Source organism: Gluconacetobacter entanii, assembly GCF_003206495.1.
Lineage (GTDB): Bacteria > Pseudomonadota > Alphaproteobacteria > Acetobacterales > Acetobacteraceae > Novacetimonas > Novacetimonas entanii.
In genome coordinates this window covers 1-988 of record NZ_NKUF01000128.1, presented here as the reverse complement: position 1 = coordinate 988, position 988 = coordinate 1, and the positions used below count along the sequence as shown (strand labels likewise).

Here is a 988-nt window from a genome sequence, read left to right as displayed (position 1 = left end):
TCGCAGGTAGTACCGCGTCCCTATCTCTTAAATCGCTCATGCTTCATAGCTGAACCAGACCAGAAGTATTCAGCAAGGCGTCAGTCGCCGGGAGCTTACGATCGAGGCGGCGTTCCTGCATGTGCTGGAGTTGGCCCGCGAGACGGGGTTGATGCGGCTCGGCACGGTGTCGATCGACGGCACGAAGATCGATGCCAACGCCTCGAAATACCGTTCCATTCGTTATGATCGCGCGAAAGAACTGCGTGAGAAACTGGTAATCCCCCCATAAAAAGAGTGACTTTTGAATGAGAATTTTCTCAGCGTAAGGATGAGGAGATTCTGATGAAGAGTGATCGCTTTACTGACGCCCAGATCATGGGTGTGATCCGCCAGGCTGAGGGCGGTGTCCCGGTTCCTGACCTGTGCCGGGAGCATGGGATTAGCAACGCCACGTTTTACCGGTGGCGCGCGAAATATGGCGGCATGGATGCTTCGATGATCAGTCAGATGAAGGCTTTGGAAGAGGAGAACCGTCGGCTGAAGCGCATGTATGCGGATTTGAGCATGCAGACGGATATCCTGAAGGAAGTCCTTGGAAAAAAATGAAGCGGCCAGCCCAGCGCCGGGAACTGGCCGCACAAGCTGTGGCGCATCATGGGGTCAGCATTGCGCTGGCCTGTCGGATTTTTGGGATATCCGAGACCTGCTTTCGCTATCGTCCGCGACTGGCAGCGGAGAACGACAGGATTGCCGATCTTCTGGTGGGGCTGACCCAGGCTCACAGGAGATGGGGATTTGGTCTGTGTTTCCTGTATCTGCGCAATGTGCAGGGACATATCTGGAATCATAAGCGGGTTTATCGGATCTATCGGGAACTGGAACTCAACCTGCGGATTAAACCCCGCAGGCGTCTGGTTCGCGAAAAGCCTGAAAAGCTGTCGGTTCCGGCCCTTCCCAACAGGGTCTGGTCCATGGATTTTATGGCGGACAGGCTGATGGATGGACG

The 988-nt window shown here is 55.2% G+C and carries 2 pseudogenes; both read left to right on the top strand.

The features are described 5' to 3' along the window. Positions 1-100: 100 nt before the first annotated feature. Positions 101-256 (top strand): annotated as a pseudogene (locus CFR72_RS16840) (IS5/IS1182 family transposase); the annotation flags it as partial. Between the two features lie 68 nt (positions 257-324). Continuing rightward, positions 325-988: pseudogene (locus CFR72_RS16835) on the top strand (transposase); the annotation flags it as partial.